26 protein-coding genes are annotated in these 20,923 nt (G+C 59.9%); 14 read left to right on the top strand and 12 right to left on the bottom strand.

The annotated features are described in order from the left end of the window. Positions 1–297: 297 nt before the first annotated feature. The gene (gene clpP / locus HPDFL43_RS09045; RefSeq protein ID WP_007197011.1) at positions 298–930 is read right to left on the bottom strand and encodes an ATP-dependent Clp endopeptidase proteolytic subunit ClpP; all 633 of its coding nucleotides are present in this window, start codon (positions 928–930) and stop codon (positions 298–300) included. Between the two features lie 259 nt (positions 931–1,189). Here clpP and HPDFL43_RS09040 point away from each other — a divergent pair, with 259 nt between their 5' ends. From HPDFL43_RS09040 to HPDFL43_RS09030, 3 genes are all read left to right on the top strand, one after another. Further along, complete coding sequence (locus tag HPDFL43_RS09040) at positions 1,190–1,783, top strand: hypothetical protein (protein WP_007197010.1); 594 nt, start codon at positions 1,190–1,192, stop codon at positions 1,781–1,783. A 131-nt stretch (positions 1,784–1,914) separates the two neighbouring features. Continuing rightward, positions 1,915–3,120 carry a cytochrome P450 gene (locus HPDFL43_RS09035; RefSeq protein WP_007197009.1) on the top strand — a complete coding sequence of 402 codons (1,206 nt, stop codon included), beginning with the start codon at positions 1,915–1,917 and terminating at the stop codon, positions 3,118–3,120. A 54-nt stretch (positions 3,121–3,174) separates the two neighbouring features. Further along, positions 3,175–4,356: a phytanoyl-CoA dioxygenase family protein gene (locus tag HPDFL43_RS09030; protein WP_040450038.1), complete on the top strand. Its 1,182-nt coding sequence runs from the start codon at positions 3,175–3,177 to the stop codon at positions 4,354–4,356. A 37-nt stretch (positions 4,357–4,393) separates the two neighbouring features. Here HPDFL43_RS09030 and HPDFL43_RS09025 read toward each other — a convergent pair whose 3' ends face one another. Together HPDFL43_RS09025 and HPDFL43_RS09020 are read right to left on the bottom strand one after the other, a co-directional pair. Continuing rightward, entirely contained in the window at positions 4,394–5,410 is a 1,017-nt protein-coding gene (locus HPDFL43_RS09025) for an NAD(P)H-binding protein (RefSeq protein ID WP_007197007.1), read from the bottom strand. A gap of 9 nt (positions 5,411–5,419) precedes the next feature. Next, a complete protein-coding gene (locus HPDFL43_RS09020; RefSeq protein WP_007197006.1) occupies positions 5,420–5,764 on the bottom strand; it encodes a cupin domain-containing protein in 345 nt (114 codons plus the stop codon). Positions 5,765–5,835: 71 nt separating this feature from the next. Here HPDFL43_RS09020 and HPDFL43_RS09015 point away from each other — a divergent pair, with 71 nt between their 5' ends. Next, a complete protein-coding gene (locus tag HPDFL43_RS09015; RefSeq protein WP_210165632.1) occupies positions 5,836–6,312 on the top strand; it encodes a DUF6653 family protein in 477 nt (158 codons plus the stop codon). Here the strand turns inward: HPDFL43_RS09015 and HPDFL43_RS09010 are convergent. The 5 genes from HPDFL43_RS09010 to HPDFL43_RS08990 form a co-directional block, all read right to left on the bottom strand. Beyond that, positions 6,300–6,596: a hypothetical protein gene (locus tag HPDFL43_RS09010; RefSeq protein ID WP_007197004.1), complete on the bottom strand. Its 297-nt coding sequence runs from the start codon at positions 6,594–6,596 to the stop codon at positions 6,300–6,302. The genes HPDFL43_RS09015 and HPDFL43_RS09010 overlap by 13 nt on opposite strands. 79 nt (positions 6,597–6,675) lie before the next feature. Next, a complete protein-coding gene (locus tag HPDFL43_RS09005; protein ID WP_156970235.1) occupies positions 6,676–7,473 on the bottom strand; it encodes a hypothetical protein in 798 nt (265 codons plus the stop codon). 144 nt (positions 7,474–7,617) lie between these two features. Then, the gene (locus HPDFL43_RS09000; RefSeq protein WP_007197002.1) at positions 7,618–8,901 is read right to left on the bottom strand and encodes an O-acetylhomoserine aminocarboxypropyltransferase; all 1,284 of its coding nucleotides are present in this window, start codon (positions 8,899–8,901) and stop codon (positions 7,618–7,620) included. 221 nt (positions 8,902–9,122) lie between these two features. Next, positions 9,123–9,581, bottom strand: a complete 459-nt coding sequence (locus tag HPDFL43_RS08995; protein WP_156970234.1) for a hypothetical protein — start codon at positions 9,579–9,581, stop codon at positions 9,123–9,125. A 124-nt stretch (positions 9,582–9,705) separates the two neighbouring features. After that, complete coding sequence (locus HPDFL43_RS08990) at positions 9,706–10,248, bottom strand: CoA-binding protein (RefSeq protein WP_007197000.1); 543 nt, start codon at positions 10,246–10,248, stop codon at positions 9,706–9,708. A 216-nt stretch (positions 10,249–10,464) separates the two neighbouring features. Between HPDFL43_RS08990 and HPDFL43_RS08985 the strand changes: the two genes are divergently transcribed. Beyond that, the gene (locus tag HPDFL43_RS08985) at positions 10,465–10,800 is read left to right on the top strand and encodes a hypothetical protein (RefSeq protein WP_156970233.1); all 336 of its coding nucleotides are present in this window, start codon (positions 10,465–10,467) and stop codon (positions 10,798–10,800) included. Positions 10,801–10,825: 25 nt separating this feature from the next. On the opposite strand, the gene HPDFL43_RS08980 is transcribed toward HPDFL43_RS08985, so the two are convergent. Continuing rightward, positions 10,826–11,257, bottom strand: coding sequence for a VOC family protein (locus HPDFL43_RS08980; protein WP_007196998.1), 432 nt, complete (start codon positions 11,255–11,257; stop codon positions 10,826–10,828). 72 nt (positions 11,258–11,329) lie between these two features. Here HPDFL43_RS08980 and HPDFL43_RS08975 point away from each other — a divergent pair, with 72 nt between their 5' ends. Continuing rightward, positions 11,330–11,959 carry a hypothetical protein gene (locus tag HPDFL43_RS08975; protein WP_007196997.1) on the top strand — a complete coding sequence of 210 codons (630 nt, stop codon included), beginning with the start codon at positions 11,330–11,332 and terminating at the stop codon, positions 11,957–11,959. Between the two features lie 214 nt (positions 11,960–12,173). Here the strand turns inward: HPDFL43_RS08975 and HPDFL43_RS08970 are convergent, their stop codons facing one another. After that, positions 12,174–12,998, bottom strand: a complete 825-nt coding sequence (locus HPDFL43_RS08970) for an enoyl-CoA hydratase (protein WP_052093181.1) — start codon at positions 12,996–12,998, stop codon at positions 12,174–12,176. A 264-nt stretch (positions 12,999–13,262) separates the two neighbouring features. Between HPDFL43_RS08970 and HPDFL43_RS08965 the strand changes: the two genes are divergently transcribed. From HPDFL43_RS08965 to argC, 6 genes are all read left to right on the top strand, one after another. Continuing rightward, positions 13,263–13,700 carry a PaaI family thioesterase gene (locus tag HPDFL43_RS08965; protein ID WP_040449158.1) on the top strand — a complete coding sequence of 146 codons (438 nt, stop codon included), beginning with the start codon at positions 13,263–13,265 and terminating at the stop codon, positions 13,698–13,700. Positions 13,701–13,942: 242 nt separating this feature from the next. Then, positions 13,943–14,407: a 50S ribosomal protein L13 gene (gene rplM, locus HPDFL43_RS08960; protein WP_007196994.1), complete on the top strand. Its 465-nt coding sequence runs from the start codon at positions 13,943–13,945 to the stop codon at positions 14,405–14,407. Positions 14,408–14,409: 2 nt separating this feature from the next. After that, complete coding sequence (gene rpsI / locus HPDFL43_RS08955) at positions 14,410–14,892, top strand: 30S ribosomal protein S9 (RefSeq protein ID WP_007196993.1); 483 nt, start codon at positions 14,410–14,412, stop codon at positions 14,890–14,892. A 153-nt stretch (positions 14,893–15,045) separates the two neighbouring features. Further along, positions 15,046–15,447, top strand: a complete 402-nt coding sequence (locus HPDFL43_RS08950; RefSeq protein WP_156970232.1) for a rhodanese-like domain-containing protein — start codon at positions 15,046–15,048, stop codon at positions 15,445–15,447. Between the two features lie 128 nt (positions 15,448–15,575). Next, a complete protein-coding gene (speB, locus tag HPDFL43_RS08945; protein ID WP_007196991.1) occupies positions 15,576–16,526 on the top strand; it encodes an agmatinase in 951 nt (316 codons plus the stop codon). A gap of 88 nt (positions 16,527–16,614) precedes the next feature. Further along, entirely contained in the window at positions 16,615–17,544 is a 930-nt protein-coding gene (argC, locus tag HPDFL43_RS08940; RefSeq protein WP_007196990.1) for an N-acetyl-gamma-glutamyl-phosphate reductase, read from the top strand. A 32-nt stretch (positions 17,545–17,576) separates the two neighbouring features. Here the strand turns inward: argC and HPDFL43_RS08935 are convergent, their stop codons facing one another. Together HPDFL43_RS08935 and HPDFL43_RS08930 are read right to left on the bottom strand one after the other, a co-directional pair. After that, the gene (locus HPDFL43_RS08935) at positions 17,577–17,864 is read right to left on the bottom strand and encodes a YrhK family protein (RefSeq protein ID WP_007196989.1); all 288 of its coding nucleotides are present in this window, start codon (positions 17,862–17,864) and stop codon (positions 17,577–17,579) included. Positions 17,865–17,927: 63 nt separating this feature from the next. Then, positions 17,928–19,064, bottom strand: a complete 1,137-nt coding sequence (locus tag HPDFL43_RS08930) for a COX15/CtaA family protein (RefSeq protein ID WP_156970403.1) — start codon at positions 19,062–19,064, stop codon at positions 17,928–17,930. A gap of 218 nt (positions 19,065–19,282) precedes the next feature. Here HPDFL43_RS08930 and HPDFL43_RS08925 point away from each other — a divergent pair, with 218 nt between their 5' ends. Both HPDFL43_RS08925 and HPDFL43_RS08920 read left to right on the top strand, forming a co-directional pair. Beyond that, a complete protein-coding gene (locus HPDFL43_RS08925; RefSeq protein ID WP_007196987.1) occupies positions 19,283–19,501 on the top strand; it encodes a DUF2842 domain-containing protein in 219 nt (72 codons plus the stop codon). Between the two features lie 184 nt (positions 19,502–19,685). Next, positions 19,686–20,918 carry a GNAT family N-acetyltransferase gene (locus HPDFL43_RS08920; RefSeq protein ID WP_007196986.1) on the top strand — a complete coding sequence of 411 codons (1,233 nt, stop codon included), beginning with the start codon at positions 19,686–19,688 and terminating at the stop codon, positions 20,916–20,918. The last annotated feature ends 5 nt before the right edge of the window (positions 20,919–20,923 follow it).

The following is a 20,923-nucleotide window of genomic DNA, read 5'->3' as shown; positions in this document are numbered from 1 at the left end:
TTTCCTTCCCGCGATCCGGACGATTCCGCCCGGATGTGTGGAGCCTGCCCGCCCTTGACGCCTGGGCATCTGAGCGGAAAGGCAATTTCGGGGTACAAATCCGGCCATCAGGTAATCAACACCTGGCGCCTTTGGCAACGAATCCCCATCACTTTTGACGATGCTACGCCCGAGAAATTGAATATAGACTTAACGCTGAATAGTAGCGCGGTCCAGCCAGAGCGCCAACCCAGACACACAGAATCGTGTTGCAAGGACGGCGCAGTGGCTAAAATTCGTTGCCTCATGAAGCCCTGGTCAGCCTTCTGCCGGGGCTTCGATGTTCTCGCGCTTGTCGAACACCCGGTCGATGAGACCGAACTCCAGCGCTTCCTCAGCGGTCATGAAGTGGTCTCGGTCAAGCGTCTTTTCAACAGTCTCGTAGTCCTGACCGGTGTGCTTGACGTAGACCTCATTGAGCCGGCGCTTCATCTTGATGATGTCCTGGGCGTGGCGCTCAATGTCGGAGGCCTGGCCCTGGAAGCCGCCTGATGGCTGATGCACCATCACCCGTGCGTTGGGGGTTGCAAAGCGCATGCCCTTCTCACCGGCACACAGCAGCAGCGATCCCATTGACGCGGCCTGGCCGACGCAAAGCGTCGAGATCGCCGGCTTGATGAACTGCATGGTGTCGTAAATCGCCATGCCTGCCGTCACCACGCCACCGGGCGAGTTGATGTAGAGTGCGATTTCCTTCTTCGGATTCTCGGCTTCGAGAAACAGAAGCTGGGCGCAGACAAGCGTCGCCATGTGGTCTTCCACCGGACCGGTGATGAAGATGATGCGTTCCTTGAGCAGGCGCGAGAAAATGTCGTAGGACCGTTCGCCGCGGTTGGTCTGCTCGACGACCATCGGCACCAGTGCCATGGCGGTATCGACTGGATTTGTCATGAAGCTTCCCTTGTCATAAGGCCCCGCGGACGCCTTGGCCCGCCGGGAATCAGTCATATTGAACACTCTACATAGAGTGTGCCCCCCCGGCCCTTCAAGACGCAAGATGGCGAAAGAACCGCCCACCGTTGTTAACCAGCAGCGTTAACGACAGGTTAAGCTTTCTCTTTCCTGCCCAATCAATATGCGTCAAAGTGAAAGGAGGATTAGCGGAAACGGCACATTGAGCTCCGTTGCCGCAAGAGTTTGGGAGTGTGTCATGAGTGCAATCAAGCCGATACTGCGAGGGGTTGTTGCAGGCCTTCTGGCAACATCGATCGCCTCGCCGGCATTTGCCGGCGGCAAGTCGCTGGCTTGCTACCAGCAGGTTCATCAGCCGGCGGTCCACAAGACCGTGCACCAGCAGGTGGTGGTTCGTCCGGCAGGTGTCGTGCATGAAACCATTCCGGCGCGCTACGGCAAGGTGACGGAGAAGGTTCTGGTTCAGCCCGAGCAGGTCATCGCCCGGCACGTTCCGGCCGTGACCAAGACCGTTCACCGGAAAGTGCTGGTTCGGCACAAGTCGGTGGGATGGGAATGGCGTTATGTCAACGGTGCCAAGACCTTGTGCAAGGTGGTGCATCCGGCGCAATATGCCACCCAGGCACATACGGTGGTAGTCCATCCGGCGCGCACCGTGCATGAGCGGATCCCGGCACGCTATGCCCACCGCACCCGCACGGTGGTGATCGAGCCTGCCCGCTCAGTCGCCCGGCATGTGCCGGCCGTGGTCAAAACCGTGGCCCGCACAGTCGAGGTCCGCCCCGCCTCATCCGCCTGGGTGCAAGTGTCAGGCAAGAGACGCTGCCACTAGAGACAATCAGTGCAAAAGCAAATCACACAAGCCGTCCGGGACGACCTGGGCGGCTTTTGCTGTTGTGAGGAAGTCAGATGAATTTGAAAACGCAGATTTAACCGCGCCTCAAACCGCGCTAAACCGCAATCATGACACCACACGCGCTTTCCATCTCCCAGAACCCCAAAGATCCTGATTTCGTTCAGGATCCCTACCGCTTCTATGCCGAGATGCATCGCGCATCTCCTGTCTTTTACTGGCAGGAATACGGCATGTGGTGCGCAGCCGGCTATGATCAGGTCAATGCGCTGTTGCGCGACCGGCGGCTCGGCCGTGAGAACCGCTGGGGCGCGCCGTTGAACCCGGTCCAAGGCCGCGACCACCTTACCGATTTCGACCGGATCGAGAGCGGGTCGCTGCTCGAGCGCGAACCTCCGGTCCATACGCGGCTGAGGACGCTGGTCAACCGCGCCTTCGTCTCCCGCTCGGTTGAACGGCTGCGGCCGCGGATCAGCCAACTGGCTCAAGAGCTGGTTGACGCCCTGCCCTCGGGCCAGCCTGTCGACCTGTTGCCCGGGTTCGCCACACCGATCCCGCTCACGGTGATCTGCGAATTGCTGGGCGTACCGGTCGAGCGTGGCAATGAACTTCTGGCCTGGTCGCACGCCATGTGCGAGATGTATGTGCCGCATCGCGCCCATGAGACCGAGGAGCGCGCCAACCGCGCATCCGCCGAGTTCGGTGCCTTTCTGACAGCCCATATCGAGGAGCATCGGCACAATGGCGCTGACGACCTTCTCTCAGCGCTGATTGCGGTGCGCGACACCGGTGAAAAGCTCTCGGACGACGAGCTGATTTCCACATGCGTGCTGCTGCTCAATGCCGGGCATGAGGCGACCGTTCACCAGACCGGCAATGCGGTGAAAACCATATTGGAACAAGGCGGCGATCCGCGCCGGTTTTTCGAGACGCCGGACCTCGCCGCAGCCACCATTGAGGAAGCCCTGCGCTACGATGCGCCGCTGCACATGTTCACCCGCTATGCCTATGAGGAAATTGATCTGGGTCCGGTAACGCTCAAGCCCGGCGAGCAAGTGGCATTGCTTCTGGGTGCCGCCAACCGTGATCCGTCCGCCTTTGAAGCGCCGCATGAGTTCCGGCCGGGCCGCCCGGACCAGAAAAATGTGAGCTTCGGCGCCGGTCTGCACTTTTGCATCGGCGCGCCGCTGGCCCGGCTTGAGCTGCAGCAGTCGCTTGCCGTGCTGTTCGACCGGCGGCCCGATTTGGCTCTGCAGGCACCGCCGCGCTACCGGGACAGCTATCATTTCCATGGGCTGGAAAGCCTGATTGTGTAGACTGTCAGTTCAGCGCTGCTAGGGTACCGTCTTGAGGCCTTGGAGGAGGACATCATGACCGTGATTGATCAGCGCCGCAGCGGCTATTTCAGTGAGGACGACTGCGATCTTGCGCATTTCCGGGCGCTTGTGGAGCAAAGCCTCGACCGCAGCATGACGCCTCATGCAGATGATGCCCAGCGCAATGTTCCGATTTACGACGTGCAGCGGCTTGCCGCCGTGCTCGGCGATCCCGGCAGCCGGCGCGGATTGATGGCGGAATGGGCAGAAGTCCTGCTGTCGAGTTCAGGCGTGCTGGTTCTCAAGCACGCCTGCACGTATCTTGAGGCCATTGATACGGCGACCAGCCTGTTTGACGGCATCATCGCGAGCGAGAAAGAGCACAATGGCGGCGGGGCGGATCATTTCGCCACCGCGGGCGCAAATGACCGCATCTGGAACTCGCTGCAAAAGCTCTGCGAAGCGTCGCCCGGAATTTTCCTGCGCTATTTCGCCAATCCCGCCATTGATGCGGTCTGCGAGGCTTGGCTGGGGCCGAACTACCAGATGACCGCGCAGGTCAATCTGGTGCATCCGGGTGGCCAGGCACAACAGGCCCACCGGGATTATCATTTGGGTTTCCAGACCGCGGAGATCAGCGCCACTTATCCCGCGCATGTGCATGACCTGTCGCCGGCGCTGACACTTCAGGGCGCGATTGCCCATTGCGACATGCCAATCGAGAGCGGCCCGACCAAGCTGTTGCCGTTTTCGCAGCTCTACCGGCCGGGTTATGTTGCCTGGCGCCGGCCCGAGTTCCGGGCCTATTTCGAAGAGAATTGCATCCAGCTGCCGCTCGAAAAGGGCGATGCCGTGTTCTTCAATCCGGCCCTGTTTCATGCCGCCGGGGCCAATCTGACCACGGATATCCACCGCATGGTCAATCTGCTGCAGGTCTCTTCGGCCTTTGGCCGGGCGATGGAAAGCATTGACCGGGCGAAAATGTGCCGGTTGCTCTATCCGCACGTAAATGCGGCGAAGGCGAATGGGGCGATTGCTTCCGACGGATTGAAAGCCGCGATCTGCAGTGCGGCGGAGGGCTATTCATTCCCGACCAATCTCGACCGCGATCCCCCATCCGGAGGCCTGGCACCGGAAACGCAGGCGCAACTGTTCTTGCGGGCACTGTCGGAGGCGATGCCGCCCGCTCAGTTTGAAGCGGCACTGGATGCGCAGATGGAAAGACGGCTGGCCTGAGTTTCAAGCCGCCACTTCTCATCGCAAATTCTGGGCGTCAGAACACCGCGTGGTCGCCGCGCTCGACCGAGGCTCCGCCGCGGAGCATCTGCTCGTAATAGTCAAACAGCGTGTCGGAACCGAAGGATGGTGTTGCATCCGCATCGTAGCGGTTTGTTGCCGGATCAAGAACCAGCATGGATTCCGTGGCGTAGTAGCGGCCGATCCGCGCCAGTTCGGCCTTGTCCGCAAGCCGTGGCGACACATGCCCGGCAACGGACAGCAGCTTGATGATGACATCCATCATCGCCACCGGGACATGTTTGAATTTCGGTTCTTTGCCGAGCAGCGCAAACAGCTTATCGCCCTGCTCACGCGGGGTGATGGCCGGCCCCGGACCGCCGACCGGCAAGATCCGGTTCCAGCGGGATTCGTCCTTCAGGCAAGTTGCGATGAACTGTCCCAGATCGCGGTCGCTGATCGGCTTGCAGGCGGTGAGCTCACCGTCGCCAAACAACAAAAACGGCTTGCCTTTGCGGACCCGTTCGATCTGTCCTGAGAGGGATTTGAAAAAGGCTGTGGGACGCACGATTGAATAGGTCAGCCCCGAAGCCATCAATTCGGCTTCGAAGGCGAGTTTGGCCTTCTGGAATTCGAGCAGCGGCTTCTGCACACAGATCGCCGAGAGCAGCACCATCTGCCCGATCCCCGCCTCTGTTGCGACCTTCAGGGCCTTCGAATGGGCCTGGCAATCGATCGCCCAGGCGTCCTTCGGGGCACCGGTGCGCGAGGCCAGGCAAGAGACCAATGCGTCAAACGTCTCGCCACAGATTCCATCACGCGCAAAGCTCAGCGGATCGGTGATATCACCATGGCGGACACTGACGCCGACCGGCCAATCGCCGCGTGCTGACTGTGCGGGAGCGGGTTCGCCGCCAGGCTTGCCCCTGACGAAACACACGACCTCATGGCCTTGATCAACAAGCGCGCGGACCGTTGCGCGGCCAATGGTTCCGGTGCCTCCCAGGACCAGAACACGGTGCCCGCGAGGTGCGTCTGCGGCGCTTTTGCTCATACCCCGGCCTCACAAGCGAATGACATAGTCTTTTCGAGTCGTTTCAATCACTTCCCAGCTTCCCTTGAAGCCCGGCCGCAAGACAAAACTGTCCCCGGCCCTGACCGTGACAGCGTCACCATCATCCTGGGAAATCACCGACACGCCTTCGAGAATCCGGCAATATTCCCACTCGTCATAGGAGATCGTCCACTTGCCCGGCGTCGACTGCCAGATGCCGCAATAGAGCCCGTCTCGTTCCTCCAGGTTCCATGTGGTGTGGACGGGATTGCCGGCTATGACCTTTTGCGGATCGGGGCTCGACACCTCCGGCTCGACGGTAGGGACAACGGGGACTATTTTCTCTAGGCTCATGGCAAATCACCAAATCATTTCAACATCTCGATAATGGACCCATGCGACTCGACAAAGCAATTGAACAATCGATGATGATGAGTGACGCGACCTGGGCGCGTCATGCCAATCCCTTGAGTTTCTGGACCCGGGTTCCGATCCTGCTTCTGTTGACGCTCGCCATCTGGTCACGCGTCTGGATAGGCTGGTGGTGCCTGGCTCCTGTGGCCGGGCTGATTGCGTGGACGCTTGTCAATCCACGTGCCTTTCCGCCACCGACCGATCTTAAGAGCTGGGCGTCGAAAGCGGTGCTAGGAGAACGCCACTGGCTGGCGCGCAAGACGATGCCGATTCCGCAACACCATGCGCGTGGGGCACTTGTCCTTTCGCTGCTTTCAGGGCTCTCGTTGATCCCGGTCGCCTACGGCCTATGGGTGCTCAACCCCTGGTCCGCATTTCTCGGCGCGATGCTCGCCTCAATGTTCAAGCTGTGGTTCTGCGACCGGATGGCGTGGCTGGCTGAAGATATGTCGCATCCCTCGCCAAGCGACGGTTCTCAACAGACCTGAACGCCGCATTCACTGATGGTGAATTCTTCCGCAGGCTCGGTCAGCGATCCGTCGAACTGACGGCCATCGGCGCATTGCGCGCGTGCCTCGAACGTCAGCCGTCCCGCGAGCTCGCCTTCCCGCATGTTGAGAAAATAGTCGACGGCGCAGTCCTTCTCGATCGCCAGTTGTTCGGACAGCTGGTCTAGCCAGGCAGGATTGGCCGATTGGGCCTGGATAGCGGGTGCGGAGCCCAGCAGGAATACGGAAAACAGAATTGCGCAGGATGCAGCTTTGCAGAACATCGGGGACCTCCATTATTTGGAAACCCAACCTAGCCGCTCTTGCACCACGGGGCGTTGAGAGAGATCAAACGGACGCGGCTCAATTGCCGAGCGCCGCCTCAAGGTCGGGCGGTGTGAGGTACTTCAAGTCGCTTTCCGAGAACTGCACCCGGACCGTTGCCGGTGCGCCGCGCTTGGAGCTTTCAAGCTTGCGGGCGATCAGATCGCCAAACCGGGCGTCTGATACAGTTGGATCGTTCAGAATCTCATAGCTGTACTTGTAGCAGACACCCAATCCGTCGCCACAGGTTCCTCTATTGTCGGAATGGGTCGATATGAAACCCAGATCGAGCACCCTGTCGCCGATCGCACCAAAGACCCCGACGCCTCCCTCGGTGTAACCCTGCCCGGTGTAATAGAACTCCATCAGCCAGCCGTGATTGTTCTTCCCGAGTTCGACAACACGGAAGGCCTCCTCCGGCGGCACTTGCCCCCAGGAGCCGGCATCGGTGGTGAGATCGTTGCTGGCTACCAGGGCCAGCCTGTCTCCCCGCGGCCTGAGAATGACGAGGCCAAGCTTGCCCGAACAGGCATGGCAGTCTGCATGCCCACCCTCGGGGGTGATCGCGTAGCCGGCCATGGCGGCATAAAGCGTCGGAACGCCGTCTTCGATCACGGTGGACAACAGGTGTGGGCGCATGCACAGCGGTTCGGCTGCGCGCGCGGCAACCCAGCATTTGCGGCGATTGTCATAAGGGCCGTAAAACTCTTCCATAGCCGCCCGCCAGAAGGATTTTGGGTCATCAATGCTGGCGGACGGGATCGAGGTGAGTGTCTCCGACCGGGCGGGACTGAAGACCATCAGACACAAGATCAGGACAGAAAAACTCAGGCGCATTGTGAAAAGCTCCGGCTCGGTCATTTGCCTGCGCAATAGAACCAGCTGAAGCCTTGGCGGGCAAGACCTTGGAACACGGCCCAGAACGCAAAACGGCCCGGCTTTTGAGGCCGGGCCATTCAATCTCAACCTTCACATCCGCGATCAGGCCTTGGCGAGCGCCTGCTCCAGATCGGCAATGATGTCCTTGACGTCTTCGATGCCGACCGAGAGACGCACCACGTCGGGACCGGCGCCGGCAGCCACCTGCTGCTCGGGCGTGAGCTGGCGGTGGGTGGTCGAGGCCGGGTGGATGACCAGCGAGCGGGTGTCGCCGATATTGGCCAGATGCGAGAACATCTCAAGGCCCTCGACGAACTTGACGCCGGAGTCGTAGCCGCCCTTCAGGCCAAAGGTGAACACCGCGCCACCGCCCTTGGGCGAATAGCGCTGCTGCAGCGCGTGGTTCTCATGCTCGGAACGGCCGGCATAGGACACCCAGGCCACCTTGTCGTGCTTGGCCAGCCAGTTTGCCACTTCCAGCGCGTTGTCCGAGTGGCGCTGCATGCGCAGCGCCAGGGTCTCGATGCCGGTCAGGATCATGAAGGCGTTGAACGGCGAGATGGCGGGGCCGAAATCGCGCAAGCCCAGCACCCGGCAGGCAATCGCAAAGGCAAAATTGCCGAAGGTTTCATGCAGCACCATGCCGCCATATTCAGGCCGCGGCTCGCTGAGCATCGGGTATTTGCCGGATTTCGACCAATCGAAGGAGCCACCGTCGACAATCACGCCGCCCATCGAGTTGCCGTGGCCGCCGATGAACTTGGTCAGCGAATGCACCACGATGTCGGCGCCATGCTCGATCGGCTGGATGAGATAAGGTGAGGCCATGGTGTTGTCGACGATCAGTGGCAGGCCGTGCTTGCGCGCGACTTCGGCTATGGCGTTGATGTCAACAAAGGTGCCGCCCGGGTTGGCAAGGCTCTCGATGAAGATCGCCTTGGTGCGATCATCGATCTGGGCCTCGATGCTGGCCATATCGGCCGGATCGGCCCAGCGCACATGCCAGTCGAAGGATTTGAAGGACTGGCCGAACTGGTTGATCGAACCACCGTAAAGCCGGTTGGCGGCGATGAAGTTGTCGCCGGGGCTCATGATGGTGTGGAACACCAGCAGTTGCGCAGCGTGGCCAGAAGCCACGGCAAGGGCTGCGGTGCCGCCCTCAAGCGCCGCCAGACGCTCTTCAAGCACGGCCTGTGTCGGGTTCATGATGCGGGTGTAGATGTTGCCGAAGGCTTTCAGGCCGAACAGCGAGGCAGCATGATCGGCATCCTCGAAAACAAAGCTGGTGGTCTGGTAGATCGGCGTGGCGCGCGCGCCTGTGGCCGGATCTGGCTGCGCACCGGCATGGATGGCAAGCGTGTTGAAACCTGGTTGATTGTTCGACATGGACCTCTCCCCTTGTGCCCTGTGGGGCCGGTTGCGGCCCGTGTTGGGTGTCGCGGCGTTTATCCCGCATGTCCGCGCGCTGGTCAAAGAAGAATTTTGCGCCGACAGGCCTAGGGACATGCTTGAGGCGCAATTTCAGCACCGATCGGGGAAAATCATGCTGCGAAAGATCCAAGCTGTGAAAGCGAAGACTGCAAAAGCGGCGGGGCCAGGGCCGCGCCTCACAGCTGCGCAGCGGGATCCGCACATTCGGGCAGGCGCGAGAGCAGCCAGTCGCGCGAGGGGCGAACTTGTTCGGGAAGATCCTGCAGCACGTCATCGACAACCTCGGCCGACACCGCGCTCACCTCGCAGCCATAAGTTTCAAGATCGCCGTCTGGATTGTCCTGCTTCCATTCAAGATAGTCCTCGCGCTCGAAGGCAATGGCCGCGGCGATGCCTGCCACCGGCACCACTACCAGGGCCCGCCGGAGCCGCGCCTTGGCCTTGGTGCGCAGCACCGCTGCGGCAATCGCCTTGCGATGGGCAATGGCTGCGGCAGCGGCGCTCGCGGTCATGGTGGTGACCTGTGCCGTCAGCGACACTGCCCAGACCCCGAGACTTAAAGATGTGGTGGCGAGCGACACGCACAGAACTGCGAGAAACGCGGTGGTGCGCATCAGTTTGAAGATCCGGATCATCGGCGGCTCCTGAACAATTTCACATCGCGAGATCACGCAATTGAAGCACAGCACGCAGCTGCGTCCCCGCGATGGACTGAAACTGTGGCGTCAAATCGGCAGAGTCCCCCTGCGCTCAGGCCCGTCAGCCGTTGTCGCGGCCGTCCGGTTTGATCCGCAGCCCATAACTCTGGAAGCCGGACCGCATCACCGGCTTGCGCGACGAGATCACGCCCGAATTAACGCCGTTCCAGCCGATTTCGCCCGACAGGCGCGCATATTCGATCTTGGGGCAGCGGTTCATCACCACCTGAAGGCCGGCAGCTTCGGCGCGAGCTGCGGCTTCGTCATGGCGAACGGTCAATTGCATCCAGATCACCTTGGGCAAGGGATCGAGCGACAGGGTTTCCTCGACAATGCCGGGTACCGCGCCGGAGGCGCGGAAGATGTCGACCATGTCGACTGGTCCGGGGATTTCGCCGAGCCGCGCATAGCTCAGCTGCCCCAATATTTCCTTGCCCGCCTGCCCCGGATTGACCGGGATCACCCGGTATCCCTTGTCGAGCATGTATTTCATCACGAAATAGCTCGGGCGCACGTCATTGGCGGACGCGCCGACAACCGCAATGGTCCTCACCGACTGCAGGATTCCGGAGATGTAGGCATTGTCATAAGTCTCGTGATTCATGGGACATGTTCCGGCTCGGTCTGTCGAGGTTGTCGCAACCGGCTCCTGCCGCGTCAAGGCATCAGGTCTTCGCAGAGTATCGCCGCTTGCCCGTAATGCGTTCTGCCAGCCCGGCTTGCGCGGATCACGCAATTGTCAGACGCAGTCCCTGTGCCGGCACCACAGCAGCGCCACATTGAGTGCTTAATCCCCAGTCAGCTAACCAAGGAGCTTGAGATGCAACGGAGACTCGGAATTGCCCTATTCTCGGTCGTCGCAACAGTGGCGCTCGCCGGTCCGGCCTCGGCCATCAGCCGCATACAGACCACCGGACAGAGTTGTGCCGCGATCAAGCAGGTACTTGCCAATGAAGGAGCTGCCATTCTGCGCTATCCCTCCAAGCGAACGCCCGGGATCACCCTGTATGATCGCTACGTGGCCAACGCCAATTCCTGCCTGCAGGGCGAGGTGACCCAGCGGGCAACTGTTCCGGCCAAGGACACGAATTCCTGCGCGGTGTTGCGGTGTTTCCGGCCCGACTATGACGACAACGAGTTTTTTAGACGCCGGTAGAGCGCCCTCGTGTCCTGATCAGCGGTCAGTCTGGCAAGCCCATATGGCCGTTTTCGTCCAATGGCGCGAAGGGATTGTGGGCCAGTTCCCACAGGTGTCCGTCCGGGTCTGCGAAATAGCCCGAATAGCCACCCCAGAAGACTTTTTCCGGCCTTTTTACGGGTGTAGCCCCACATTCGACAGCAAAATCCCAGGCGGCATCCACGGCTTCGGGTGACGCCAGGTTGTGCGCCAGCGAAACAGCTTCAAAACCCTGCTTCGCCGTTGGCTCGATCCCGGCGTCTTGAGCCAGCGCATCGCGGCCGAACAGGCCCAGCACGGTGCCATTGGTGTGAAAGAAGGTCACATTATCGTTGGAGGCAGATGAGCGCCTGAACCCGAGGCGCTGGTAAAAAGCGGTCGAGGCGGCGATATCGGCGACACCGAGCGTGATCATTGTGATGTGGGGTTCAAACATTGATCTTTACGCGCTTTGGTTGAATAATCGTCCCACAGTTCCTACCAACCCGGCAAGACTGGATTGCACCGAATGATGATGGATGTAATTTCATGGCTAGGGATCAGCGATGCGAAACACATACCAGCAACCATAACCGGTGTGCTTGGGTTCGCAAGCGTGGCGCTCACCGGATTTGCTGCAATCTTTGCTTGGCTGACCAAACAATACCTGCTTCGCCGGGAAAAACGCAACGACCTGCGGGCCGCCATTCGGGCAGAGATTGAAGTCCAATGGTTGATGCTCAAAAAGGCACCAAATCAGGAAGAAACGATCCCGATCATCGAAAATAAGCTAAGAACCAAAGGGAATAAAGACTACTCTCCCCATTTCAGCAGGTATCCCGGCCCTGAGATATTCGGATCAATCAAAGCAGAGATTGCCGCGCTCGGGCGCGAGGAAATCCCCCTGGTCGTCCAATTTTACCACCACCTGGCTGTTATGGACAATTTCGTTATCGAATTGCGGAGCGCCGAGTTCAAATCTTACGACAGGGACCGGAAATTGTTGATGATAAAGGATATGTTCCGAATGGTGGAACAAGCCACAATTCTGGCCGAGAAATCAATGATTGTGTTGGAGGACCTTATGAACATTTCTCAAGACAGGCGTCTTTGCGCCCGCAAGGCAGAGCTTGAACGCGACAACCAGATGGCAACCTGACCAATGTAAGCGGGATTAATGCTTACCTGTTAGCTGCGCAGGTGTCTAAAGATATACTGGGGACGGGCCGTACTGTCCCGGCTTGGGTTGATTAGGCTTGTTGCTGTCAGGCTGCCCGTCTTTGATCACAAATCGATGCATGTTCCTAAAGCTCCATTCGAAACCTGAGATAATGTAGCCATAGTTTCCTTTCAAGTCCATCAACGTCGCGCAGTCACTCCCCCGTCCATTCCGGCATGCGTTTGGTGATGAAGGCGTTGATGCCTTCTTCGGCATCACGGATCATCATGTTTTCGACCATCACGCCTGCGGTGTATTCATAAGCCTCCTCAAGCGACATTTCGGCCTGACGGTAGAAGGCTTCCTTGCCGATCTTGACCGTCAAAGGTGATTTCGAAGCAATGATTTCGGCGTATTTCATGACAACCTGATTGAGGTACTGGCGCGGCACGATGCGGTTGATCAGACCGAACTCGCGCGCGGTCGAGGCATCAATGGTTTCGCCGGTCAGCAGCATTTCCATGGCCTGCTTGCGGTTCACATTGCGCGACAGCGCCACCATCGGCGTGGAGCAGAACAGGCCGATGTTGACGCCCGGCGTACAGAAGGCCGCGGTGTCGGTACAGATCGCCAGATCGCAGGATGCCACCAGCTGACAGCCCGCGGCCGTGGCCAGACCATCGACCTCGGCAATCACCGGTTTGGGAAGGTGGACGATTGCCTGCATCAGCTCGGCGCAGAGCTTCATGGTTTTCGCAAAAAACGCCCTGCCCCTGTCTTGATCAGCGCGATGCAGGGTGAGTTCCTTGAGGTCATGACCAGCCGAGAACAGCTTGCCCGGGGTTGCCGAGGCCAGCACAATCACCCGAACCGCCCCGTCATCGCGGGCCGCTTCAAACGCATCCATCAGCGCCTGCATCATGGCAATCGAGAGCGCATTTGCAGGCGGGTTGTTCATCTCGAGGCGCAGCACGCTTCCATGCATTTGCGACGTAACCAGGCCTGTGGGCGGGGTCTGTTTCAACTCTACGACTGTCATGCGCGGGAATCCTTGTTGATTGCGCCCAATTTAACCCGGCTATCGCGTGGCGTGAAGCCTCGCCGCGGCGTTGACCAGCAACAAAATTTCCGCGACGTATGATGGAAAGATCGAATCCAATGTAAGGTTTGGGTCTATTGGTGGAGGTGCTTGCTGAAGGCCTTGAACTGATTGCCGAGCGCGATCGGCGGACGCCAATGCCCGGACCCGCTTGCTGTCGGCCCGGCCCGCCAACCTGAACGACAGAACAACAGGACCACGCCCATGCCCGCACCGGCCACACCCGTGATGACCGCCCCGACTGTTTCCGCCTATCTCGATGAAGTGTTTCCGCAGATCAAGTCCAATGGCGACGATATCTCGGTGATTGAAGTCTCACCCGGATCGGCGCTTGTTCGGCTCAATGCCGATGACAAACATTTGCGGCCCGGCGGCACCGTCAGCGGGCCAACCCTGTTCATGCTGGCCGACCTTGCCGCCTATGCCGTGATCCTGGCCCATATCGGCAAGGTGGCGCTGGCCGTCACGACCAATCTCAACATCAATTTCCTGATGAAGCCCGCGCCCGGCGCGCTTGATGCAACCGCAACCATTCTCAAACTCGGAAAGCGGCTGGTGGTCACCGACATCGCGATTTCGGACCATGAGGGCGCTTTGGTCGCGCATGCGACGGCCACGTACTCCATTCCACCTCAGATTTGATGGGGTATTTTAATACCGTATTTGTATTGCATTGTTTTTATTGACTTATTTCTACTCCAGGTCAATTTCACTCGCTTGACGGCCAAACCCGCCTCGCCTATAAGCACGCAGCGTCCGGATCCATTCAGATCTGGCGCGATTGTTGTCGCAGGTGTTGGCGTTCCAGGCCCGCGACAACGCAAGCAACAAGAAACGTCCGTTCCGGCCTGCCGGCTTCGGATCCTGAACAAGAGAGAACTCAAATGAAAACCTTCTCGCAGAAGCCTGCAGAGGTGGAAAAGAAGTGGGTGATCATCGACGCAACGGACATCGTCGTCGGTCGTCTCGCCACTATCGTTGCCAACCGCCTGCGCGGCAAGCACAAAGCCACCTTCACCCCGCATGTCGATGATGGCGACAACATCATCGTCATCAATGCCGAAAAGGCAGTCCTGACGGGCAAGAAGTACACTGACAAAAAGTATTACTGGCACACCGGCTACCCCGGCGGCATCAAGGAGCGCACCGCGCGCCAGATTTTCGAAGGCCGCTTTCCCGAGCGGATCATCGAAAAGGCCGTCGAACGCATGGTTCCCCGCGGACCGCTTGGCCGCCGCCAGATGAAGAACCTGCGAGTCTATGCCGGTTCCGTGCACCCGCATGAAGCACAGCAGCCGACCGTTCTCGACGTCGCTTCGCTGAACACCAAGAACAAAAGGAGCGCCTGATCATGGCTGAACTCAATTCGCTTGAGGAGCTCGGCGCATCCGTGACCGCTGCTGAAGCTGCCCCGGAAGCCCCGGTGCATGTGCGCAAGGTTGACGAGCAGGGCCGCTCGTACGCCACCGGCAAGCGCAAGAACGCAATCGCCCGCGTCTGGGTCAAGCCGGGCACCGGCAAGATCACCGTCAACGGCCGCGATTTCGTCAGCTATTTCGCCCGTCCCGTGCTGCAGATGGTTGTTCAGCAGCCTGTCGTCGCAGCTGCCCGTCAGGGCCAGTTCGACGTCGTCTGCACCGTTGTCGGCGGCGGCCTCTCCGGCCAGGCCGGTGCGGTTCGTCACGGCATCTCCAAGGCACTCACCTATTATGAGCCGGCCCTGCGCGCGGTTCTCAAGAAGGGTGGCTTCCTGACCCGCGACAGCCGCGTGGTCGAGCGTAAGAAATACGGCAAGGCCAAGGCTCGCCGCTCGTTCCAGTTCTCCAAGCGCTAATCAGCCGCTTCGAAACTGCAAGACATTGGACGGGGCCTCGGCCCCGTTTTTTGTTGCCTCGGGCTTCGACCCCGGTTCCTGTTGCCTTGAAGCGCGCTGCGTGGCCGCTATCTTTCAGTGCTCAAACCACTGCGCACTTTCCGGGAGGCCGCATTGTATTGGAAACAGACACGACGCCAGTTTCTCGGCGCAGCCGCAATGCTGATGATCACCCCTCACCCGGCCGCCGCATCCGGACTGCGCGATGTGACACCGCGCGACGCATATGAGGCACTTGAAACCGATCCGTCGATCGTTGTTCTCGACATCCGCACCCCGTTCGAGTTCAAGCGCGGTCACATTGAGGGTGCAATCAACATCGACTTTTACGCCAAGGACTTCGCTGACAGGATCATGGCACTCGAGCCGGGCCGGACCTATGTGATGTATTGCCATGCCGGTGGCCGCAGTCACGCATTGATGCGCGCCTTCACGCGGACAGATTTCAAGGACGTGATGCACATTCCGGCAGGATTTTCCGGCTGGCGGCGCGAACGGCTTCCCTACGTTCGATAGAGTGGTCCGGCGGATCTGTTCCACAGTGAGTGCGGACAGAGCTAGCGATTGATCTGAGCGCTTGCGCTTTATCGTTTCATTTGATTGGGCTAAGCAGGTGGCGATCCAAAATCCGCCGGGAGCCACCCATGGCCAACAAATCCATCGACCACGCCTTCACCGCACGTTCACTGACATCGGCAGCCACGGACCCGACCTATGCAGGCGCCTTGTCGTTCATGCGGCGGAAATACACCAAGACGCTGAAGGGTGCGGATGCGGTGGTCTGGGGCATTCCGTTTGATGCGGCGGTGTCGAACCGGCCTGGCGCGCGCTTTGGCCCGCAGGCAATCCGCCGCGCCTCGGCGATCTTCGACAATGACCCGCAATATCCGTTTGCGCGTGACCTGTTCGAAGCCATGGCAGTGATCGACTATGGTGACTGCCTTCTCGACTATGGCAATCACCAGAAGACACCGGCAACCATCGAGCGCGAGGCCGCCAAGATCCTCAAATCGGGCGCGTTCCTGCTCAGCCTCGGCGGCGATCATTTCGTTACCTGGCCGCTGCTCAAAGCCCACGCGGCGATCCATGGCCCGCTCGCTCTTGTGCAGTTCGACGCCCACCAGGATACCTGGTTCGACGATGGCAGACGCATCGACCACGGTTCCTTTGTCGGCCGCGCGGTGCGCGACGGGGTGATCGACCCGAGCCGGTCGATCCAGGTCGGCATCCGGACCCATGCGCCCGAAGACTGTGGCATCCGCATCGTCTATGGTCACGAGGTCGAGGACATGAGTGCAGCGGACATCGCGTCCACCATTCTCGACCATGTGGGCGACATGGCCTGCTATGTGACCTTTGACATCGACTGCCTGGACCCGGCCTTCGCGCCTGGAACCGGGACACCCGTCGCCGGTGGCCCCTCCAGCGCCAAGATGCTCTCGGTGCTGCAGAAGCTCGGGGGGCTTGATATCAAGGGCGCAGACATTGTAGAAGTTGCTCCAGCCTATGACCACGCGGACATCACCGCGATAGCCGGAGCCTCTGTTGCCATGCACTATCTGGGACTGCTTGCAGAACGCCGATCACGACGATAAGCCTCGCGAAGCGATTCAAGTGCTTCGGAAAATGAGTCCGCAGTGCTGCACAAGCCCCTGATTTTATTAGCATGAACGGAGAAGCCCGATGGCTCCCAAGATCTTCATTGACGGCGAACACGGCACCACTGGCCTGCAGATCGTGAACAGGCTGACAGGCCGGACAGACATCGAACTGATGTCGATGCCGGCCGATCAGCGGCGCGATCCCGAGGTTCGGAAAGCATTCCTGCGGGACGCTGATATCGCAATCCTTTGCCTGCCCGATGATGCAGCGCGCGAATCCGTGGCGCTGGCGGCCGATGCTGGAACGCGGTTTATCGATGCATCCACCGCGCACCGGTCACACCCGGATTGGGCCTATGGTTTCGCCGAGCTTTCGAAAGACCAGGCCGCGCGGATCGCAAGCGCCCAGTTCGTCTCCAACCCAGGCTGCTACTCCACTGGCGCGATCGCCTTGCTTGCGCCGCTTGTCGCACAGGGCCTGCTCCCGGCGGATTATCCGGTCACGATCAATGCCGTGTCCGGTTACACCGGCGGCGGCAAGCAGATGATTGCGCAAATGGAAGATGCTTCGCGGGACGATGCGATCACTGCGCCCCATTTCGCCTATGCGCTGACTCTGGCCCACAAACATGTTCCGGAAATCATCGCACGCACCGGGATCTCCCGGCGGCCGATCTTCACGCCGGCGGTCGGGCGGTTTGCGCAAGGCATGCTGGTCAATGTGCCGCTGCATCTCGATCTGATGACTGGCAACGTCACGCTGTCCGGGATCCACGCTGCGCTGTCGAACCATTATGAGGGCAGCGGCATTGTCGAGGTGGCATCCCTGGAGGAAGCGAGCAAGGCCGGTCGGCTCGATCCGGAAGAACTCAAGGGGACGGACCGGATAAAGCTCTATGTCTGCGGAACCGAGGGCACAGACCAGGCCAACCTGATCGCTTCGCTCGACAATCTGGGCAAAGGTGCCTCAGGTGCCGCGGTGCAGAACCTCAACCTGATGATTGGCGGTTAAGATGACAGGAAAGCTCAGTCGTCCCGTACGACTTAGCTTTCGTTTTCGAACCGCTTTGCGAGATCTTCGTAGTCATTGTCGCGGATGTAGCGCAGCTCGCGAATGATGCGCAGAACAGGCTTGAAAGCAAAGCAAATCGACCCGACGAGAAAGCACCATGTGCCGGTAGTTAGCCAGTCTTCCGAGAAAAACATAATCGAGCCAATCACGAACAGCAGCGCAGCCGTCACATCGACCAGGGTGTAGGCCAATTCAAACCGGGCATAGTAGTGGGCATCGGAGAAGTACCGGTGATGCCGGGATGGTTGGAAAAGAGCCATGGTTTTTCCTTCCTGTCTCTCAGCGCAGACCTGCCTGAAGCAGACGAGACCTGGCACTGACGCTCAATTGCGCACGAGGATCTCCGTTTGGAGCAGATAAGCGCCGTAAAAGCCGCGCCAGTGGGCGACGGCGAATCCGAGAACGACAACCGCCCAGCCCTGATGCGCCAGCGCCCAACCCATTGGCACCTGGGTGACGATTGTAACAATGCCGATTAGCGCCTGGATGGTGATGAGCGCGAACAGCAGCACCGCGCGGCGGCAATGGGTCGTTCCACGGCCATGACGGATGGATGCCACCATGTGCCAAAGGGCTGCGGCAAACACCAGATAGCCGCCCAAACGATGGATGAACTGCACGGTCAGCTCGTTTTCGAAGACATTGCGCCAAAGCGGCGCAAGCTCCCACAGGCCTGCAGGCACCATCGCGCCATTCATCAGCGGCCATGTGGACGAGGCAAGCCCCGCATCCAGACCCGCAACCAGCCCGCCAAGATAGATCTGCACCAGAATGAGAGCACTGAGCGCCCCTGCCCCGCGCTTGAGCCCTACGCTTGGAACCGGATCAGAGGAGTGGGAAGCCAGCCCGCGCATCACCCAGACGATGGCCGCGAAAATCAGGCAGGCAAGCGTGAGATGGGTGGCGAGCCGGTACTGGCTCACATCAACCCGGTCAACAAGCCCGGATGCCACCATCCACCAGCCCACTGCGCCTTGCAATCCGCCCAGAACCAGAAGACCGAAAAGCGGCCAGCGCAGCCTTTTTTCCACTCGGCCGGTCACAAGAAAGAAGATGAACGGAACCGCAAACAGCACACCGACGCCACGCGCCAGAAACCGGTGCGCCCATTCCCACCAATAGATCACCTTGAACTCGTCAAGGCTCATGCCCTTGTTGATCAACTGGTACTCCGGAATCTGGCGATAAAGCTCCAGCTCTTCCTGCCATTCCGCCTCGCTCAACGGCGGAACCACACCGTGGATCGGCTTCCATTCAGTGATCGAAAGCCCGGAATCGGTCAGCCGCGTCGCACCTCCGACCAGTACCAGCGCGAAAATCGCGACCAGCACCAGCCCAAGCCACACCCGTTGCGCCGTCCGGTTGCGGCTGACGCGCGCTTGCGCATCAATCACCGATTGGGCGTCGGGCAAATGGGTATCCGGTTGACCCGGATGCAGGGAAACGGAGCTTGCAGTCATCGGCATGATCTTTCCTTGAATACAGCGGGACATGTGCATCACAGCGCCGCGCAAGGCAAGTCCGGTGGCTTTGCGGCATGCGGTCGCGGCAGCGCTGCACAAACGCCATAGACTTGCGTTCACAGTGAAAGCCGCTATGTCCTGCGGTGTAGGGTGGACCGCAAACATGGGCGGTCGATCAACCCGCCCAGAAGCCACGAGCCCAGGATACCGGAACCATGCCTGTCCGCCTCAAGAAACTTATTGGAACCGTGATCATCGTCGCGCTGGTGGTGATCTACGCGCTTGTGGCCACAACCGTTGCCACATACCGGCTCGCTGAGTCTGCATGGTACATACATCTGATGTATTTCCTGTTCACCGGAGTGTTGTGGGTGGTGCCAGCCATGTTCGTGATCCGCTGGATGGAACAGCCACCCAAGAGCCGGCAGCAGTGATCAGCCGCGACCGATACCGAAATGCCGCATCACTTCCTCACAAGAAACGGTTTTCGGGCTGATTAACCGTCCATTAGCCTTGAGGTCCGGTTTTTATCTCCTGACCTGCCGACTTTATGAATTTGTTGAAGCCGCGAAGCGATGCTGACTGCGTGAAAAACCAAACCACGCGAGCATTGCGACCATGGTGAACGCCCACGACATTTCTGCAAACCCGATCGTTGGTGCGGCGACCGCCCGGCGCCGTCCGCACGTGACCGCCTACCTGAACACCGATGTCAACGGCGCCGCGAGGGTCTGGACACAGTTGGAGGGCAACCCGGACGTCAGCTTTCATCAGAGCCGTGCCTGGGTAAAAGCCTGGGCCGGCGGCACCGGAACTTCCATTTCAATCATCACACTTGAGCAGGATGGCCAAACAGTTGCGGTCCTGCCGCTGGAAATCATCCGGATTGGCGGGCTAAAACTGGCGCGATTTGCAGGCACTGCGTTTTCCAACGCAAACACCGGGCTTGTAGGCGAGCATCCGCTCAGGGACGAAAAGATCACGCCCGGAGAACTTGCCGCGGCACTGAGACAGGCAGGCCTCGCCGCTGACGTGGTGCTTTTTGACAAGATGCCGCCGGAGGCTGCGGAACGTGCGCCCTTCAATGCACTGCCGCGCGTGCTGCATCAGAACCCGAGCTTTCAGTTGCCGCTGTTCCCGGATTTCGATGAAGTGCTGGCACAGATCAATCGCAAGCGCCGAAAGAAGAAGTTCCGGCTGTCCGAACGGCGTCTCGAAGCCATTGGCGGATACCGCCATATCACCGCGGACGATGACGATCAGTCGCTGCGGCTCCTGGAAACCTTTCTCAAACAAAAGCCGGCGAGGCTTGCTGCGCAGGGCCTGCCAAATGTGTTCGCCGACGCCGGTGTTCGCGCCTTTCTCGCCCGGCTTGCCATGACCCGCTCGGGCGACCGAAAAGCGGCACTGGAGCTGCATGGCATCGAGCTTGCCGGCGGCGCGCATGAAGGCACCATTATCGCTGTGGCCGGGCTCACCCGCAAAGATCAGCATGTCACCTGCCAGTTCGGCTCGATCGACGAAACCGTGGCGGCGGATGCAAGCGTGGGGGAGCTGCTGTTCTACCGGATGATCGAGCAGGCCGCGAAAGGTGGCGATCAGGTGTTCGACTTCGGCGTTGGCGATCAGCTTTACAAACGATCCTGGTGTCCGGTGCGCACCGATCTGGTCGACTGCTACCTGCCACTCAGCCTCAGGGGCCGCATTGCGGCTCCGCTGTTTGCCGCCGGGATCACCGCCAAACGCGTGGTCAAGACCTCGCCTGCCCTCGGCAGTGCCGCTGCCTGGCTGCGGGGACAGCTAGTGCGGCGCACGTCAAGCTCCGCAAAAAGCTACGAACAGCACGACTGATTTCA

The organism is Hoeflea phototrophica DFL-43, assembly GCF_000154705.2.
GTDB classification, from domain to species: Bacteria; Pseudomonadota; Alphaproteobacteria; order Rhizobiales; family Rhizobiaceae; genus Hoeflea; species Hoeflea phototrophica.
This window is presented reverse-complemented; position numbering and strand designations above follow the sequence as displayed.